Genomic DNA, 4,706 nt, shown 5'->3' with positions numbered 1-4,706 from the left:
CCGCACTCCCGCCCGCACTCCCCGCCGCACCGGCCTGACCCGGCCACCCGCCGGCCGGCCGAACCGGGCGTCAGCTTCCGGCTGAGTCAGTTTCCGGGTGAGTCAGCTTCCGGCGGGGTCAGTTTCCGGCTGAGTCAGTTTCCGGCGGGGTCAGCTTCCGGCGGAGAGGGTGTCCAGCGCGAGCCGCAGGTCGGCGACGTGCTCGTCCAGGCCCGCGGCCGGTTCGCCGGCGCGGATCAGTGCCGCGTCCTCCTCGACCAGCCTGAGCCGCTCGTCCAGGACGGACAGCAGCCGCTCGCAGCCTGCCGGGACTCCGCCGCCCTCGCCGCCCTCGGCGCGGGTCTGCCGCAGCAGCTTCGCCTGCCGCTGCAACTCCAGGTTGCGGCGGTGCAGGTCGACGAACACCGACACCTTCGCGCGCAGCAGCCACGGGTCGAACGGCTTGGTGAGGTAGTCGGCCGCCCCGGCGGCGTACCCGCGGAACGCCTGCTCGCCCGCCGCGCCGCCCGCGGTGAGGAAGATGATGGGGATGTCGCGGGTGCGGGGCCGCGACTTGATGTGCCCGGCGGTCTCGAACCCGTCCATCTCCGGCATGACGACGTCGAGCAGGATCAGCGCGAAGTCGTCGTTCAGCAGCTCCTTGAGGGCCGCCTGGCCGGAGGTGACCGGCACGACCTCCACCGGGAGGGCGTCGAGCACGGCCGCGAGGGCGGTCAGGTTCTCCGCGCGGTCGTCGACGGCCAGGATCCTCGTGTCGTTGGGCACCGGGCTCCTTCGCGTCCGTGGCGGCCTGGGCACTTCCACCCTGTCACGTCCCGGCGGAGGACGACAGTGAATCCGCCCAGCGCGGAGCCGCCAGGCTCGGGCCAGGTCGCCGGTGCGGAGCCGCTAGGGCAGCCACCCCGGCTTGACGAGCCCGGACTCGTAGGCGAACACCACGAGCTGCGCGCGGTCGCGGGCGCCGAGCTTGACCATGGTGCGGCTGACGTGCGTCTTCGCGGTCGCGGGACTCACCACCAGCCGGGCCGCGATCTCCTCGTTGGTCAGGCCCTCGCCGACCAGCGCCATGACCTCCCGCTCCCGGTCGGTCAGCGCGTTCAGCCGCGGCGCCGGCGCCGGCTCCTTGGCCCGCATCGCGAACTCGGCGATCAGCCGCCGGGTCACGCCGGGCGACAGCAGCGCGTCGCCGGCGGCCACGGCCCGCACGGCGTGGATCAGCTCCACCGGCTCGGTGTCCTTCACGAGGAACCCGCTCGCGCCGCCGCGCAGCGCCTCGAACACGTACTCGTCCAGCTCGAACGTCGTCAGGATGACGATCCGGACGCCGGCCAGGCGGTCGTCGGCGGCGATCCGCCGGGTGGCCTCCAGGCCGTCCAGCCCCGGCATGCGGATGTCCATCAGGATGACGTCGGGCCGCAGCCGCCGCGCCTGCGCGACCGCCTCCTCGCCGTCGCCCGCCTCCCCGGCGACCTCGATCCCGGGCTGCGCGTCCAGCAGCGCCCGGAACCCGGCCCGGACGAGGACCTGGTCGTCGGCCAGCACGACCTTGATCGCCGGGTCGCCGTCCGGTGTTCCGCCTGAGACCCGCATGGTCAGCCCCTCCGGTGGTGGCGTCGGCTCACTGGGACCCCTCTCCGGCGTCCGGTCCGCCGGTCAGCGGGAGGCGGGCCCGGACGCGGAACCCGCCGCCCGGCCGCGGCCCGGCGGTGAGCTCGCCGCCGAGCGCCGCCGCCCGTTCCCGCATGCCGCGGATCCCGCTGCCGGTCGGCGAGCCGGCCGGCGAGCCGTCCAGTGAAGGCGCTCCCCGGCCGTCGTCCTCGACCCGTACCACGAGTTCGTCCTCACGGTAGGCGACGGCGACGCGCGCCGTCACCGGGCCGGGCCCGGCGTGCCGGGTCACGTTCGTCAGCGACTCCTGGACGATGCGGAACGCGGCGAGGTCCGTGCCCGCGTGCAGCGGGCGGCGGTCCCCGGTGATCTCGACCTCGACGCGCAGCCCGGCGGCGCGGGCACGGGCCGCGAGGTCCGCCAGCCCGCCGAGCCCGGCGGTGGGGGAGCGGGGCGCGGTCTCGCCCTGCGCCCGCAGCGCGCCGATCACGCCGCGCATCTCGGTGAGCGCCTCCTTGCTGGCGTCCTTGATCGCGGCGAGGGCCGTCCGGGCCTGCTCGGGGTTCTCGTCCAGCAGGTGCAGCGCCACCCCGGCCTGGACGTTGATCATCGAGATGTTGTGCGCGAGGACGTCGTGCAGCTCACGGGCCATCCGGAGGCGCTCCTCGCTCGCCTGCCGGCGGTCCCGCTCGGCGCGGATGCGGGCGGCCTCCGCGGCGCGCTGCCCCCGCGTCCGGACGAGCTCGGCGGTGACCAGCACCACCAGCGCCCACGCGGTCACCAGCGTCATCGCGAGGAGCGACGGCCGCTCCACCGGGAAGAGCCCGCCGCTCCCGCGCTCGTCCGCCGGGACGCCGACGGCGGTGGTCACGGCGAAGTATGCGGCGAGGACGGCGCCCGTCCCGGCCCAGGCGGCGAGCCGGTGCCCGGCGACGACGGCCGCGAACATTGCGACGGCCATCGAGAAGATCACGGGGCCGTAGGGGTAGGCGCGCAGCAGGTACAGGACGGTCACCGCCGCGGTGAGGGCCAGTGTCGGCACCGGATGCCGGCGGCGGAGCAGCAGCAGCGCCGGGCCGGCGAGGAGCAGGCCGAACCCGAGCGCGTCCAAATCGGTGTGCCCGGTGCCGGACCCGGCGCCCTCCGCCCAAGGCGGCCCCGGTGACCCGCCGCCGTGCTGCGCGCCCAGCGAGCCGAAGACCTGGAAGAACGCGAGGAAGGCCGGGACGACCCACACCGGCCACAGGCCCGGGCGCGGCCAGGTGGCCCGCGCCGGGCCGTGCGGCGGTGAAGTGCTCATACCGGCACGGTAGGTCATCGGCCGCCGGCCCGGCGTCGGCCGCGGGGAGTGCCCCCGCCTACTCCGCGGGAGGTAGCGGCGGCCGGCTCAGCCGGCCCAGCGGACGGGCAGCCGCTCGAACCCGTGCCGGGCGCTGGACCGCAGCGGCGCCGGCTCGCCCGCGAGCCGGAGGGTGCCCGGGTGCTCCAGCAGCGCCGCCAGCAGCGCGCGCAGGTGCACGCGGGTGAGCCGCCCGCCCGGGCACGCGCGGTGGCCGGCGCCGAAGCAGAGGTGGGGCCGGGCGCCCAGGGCGTACCGCTCGGGGACGAACCGGTCCGGCTCGGGGAACACCGCGTCGTCGTGGTTGCCGGAGACCAGCCAGAGCACGACCCGCTCGCCCGCCAGCAGCGGCACGCCGCCGACGACGGTGCCGCGCCGCACGGTGCGCCAGACCTGCAGGACCGGCGTCCACCAGCGCAGCATCTCCTCCACCGCGCTGTCGAGGAGCCCGTCGTCGGAGCGTTCCGCCCGGAGCCGGGCGTACTGCTCGGGGTGGCGCAGCAGCGCGTAGAGGCCGCCGGCCAGCGTGTTCCGCAGTGTCTCGGGCAGGTCGCGGGCGACGTCGGCGACGAAGTCGGCCGGTTCCCGCCGCGGGATGCGGCCGAGCAGGTCGCGGGCCGGCGGGTCCATGTCGATGAGCGCGGCGCCCGGCGGGCGTGCGCCGTCCGGGACGTCCCGGATCATGGGTCCGTGCAGGACGCCGTCGCTCCCCGGCGGGAACAGCACGGGGCGGGTGAGGGCCCGGTGGACGTCCGCGTACCGGAGCACCGCCCAGGCGCCGGGCCGGCCGGCCGCGCGGCCGTCCTGCCACACCACGGGCGTCTTGCCGCGGAGCCGCGCGAACCGGTCGTGCGGGACCCCGCGGGTGTAGGTGGCGGCGCAGTCGAGGGCGCCCGCGCCGGAGAGGGGCGGCGCGCCGTGCCGTCGCGGCATGGGAACCTCCTTCCAGGCGGACGCTAACGCGTACCGGCCGAACCATGAAGGTCCGGATTCGGCCGTTTCCGGGGACCCGCCCCCGCGGCGGGCGCCGGTCAGCCCGCGAGCCACTCCCCGGTCTCGACGCTGACCAGGCCGTGCCTGGCCGCCGCGATCACCGCCTCGCGCTGCGAGTGGACGCCGAGTTTGCTCAGCACGCTCTGCACGTGGCTGCGCGCCGTGCTGCGCGTCACGCCCATCGCCTTCGCGAGCGCCTGCGTGGACTCGCCGCGCACCAGGCGGGTCAGCACCTCGCGCTCGCGCGGGGTGAGGAACTGCGCGACCCGCTGCGCCTGGGTGCGCTGCCGCGTCCCGCTCCGCCGGACCGCCTGGTCGACGACGACCTCGCCGTCCGCGACCCGGCGCAGCACGGTGAGGACGTCGCCGGCCTGCTGGCCCTTGTGCGCGAAGCCCCGGACGCCGGCGCGGACCCCGGCGTCCAGCACCGACGGTTCGAGGTAGCCGGTGAGGACGACGAACCTCGTGTCCGGCGACGCGGCCCGCAGCCGCGGCATCCAGTCGAGCGCCGTGCCCGCCGGGAACCGCAGGTCGGTCAGGCAGACGTCGGGCCGCCGGTCCCGCAGCACCGGCAGCGCGTCGGCGGGGGAGAAGGCCACCCCGACGACACCGTGCCCGGCGTCGGTGAGCACGAGCGAGAGCGACTCGGCGAAGACCGCGTGGTCATCGCAGATGAGCACGTTCATGGGTGCGGCCGCCAGTCGTCGGTGCGCTCGTCGGTGCGCTCGTCGGTGCTCGGTTCGCCGATCGGGGGTGCGGCCGGGGG

At 76.2% G+C, this 4,706-nt stretch carries 5 protein-coding genes; all 5 read right to left on the bottom strand.

Annotation, left to right across the window (positions count from 1 at the left end):
- Nucleotides 1–150: 150 nt before the first annotated feature.
- The gene (locus E1200_RS31350) at nt 151–765 is read right to left on the bottom strand and encodes a response regulator (RefSeq protein WP_131955963.1); all 615 of its coding nucleotides are present in this window, start codon (nt 763–765) and stop codon (nt 151–153) included.
- A 123-nt stretch (nt 766–888) separates the two neighbouring features.
- Complete coding sequence (locus tag E1200_RS31345; RefSeq protein ID WP_131955961.1) at nt 889–1,590, bottom strand: response regulator transcription factor; 702 nt, start codon at nt 1,588–1,590, stop codon at nt 889–891.
- A 28-nt stretch (nt 1,591–1,618) separates the two neighbouring features.
- Entirely contained in the window at nt 1,619–2,908 is a 1,290-nt protein-coding gene (locus E1200_RS31340) for a sensor histidine kinase (protein WP_131955959.1), read from the bottom strand.
- 87 nt (nt 2,909–2,995) lie between these two features.
- Nucleotides 2,996–3,880, bottom strand: a complete 885-nt coding sequence (locus E1200_RS31335) for a cytochrome P450 (protein ID WP_131955957.1) — start codon at nt 3,878–3,880, stop codon at nt 2,996–2,998.
- Between the two features lie 98 nt (nt 3,881–3,978).
- Nucleotides 3,979–4,706, bottom strand: a 728-nt coding sequence (locus tag E1200_RS31330) for a response regulator transcription factor (protein ID WP_207933633.1), incomplete at its 5' end; no start/stop codon positions are given.

Source organism: Actinomadura sp. GC306, assembly GCF_004348665.1.
In the GTDB taxonomy this organism is placed as follows: Bacteria; Actinomycetota; Actinomycetes; order Streptosporangiales; family Streptosporangiaceae; genus Spirillospora.
Note: the sequence above shows the minus strand (reverse complement) of the source record. Positions and strands in the feature narration are given on the sequence as shown.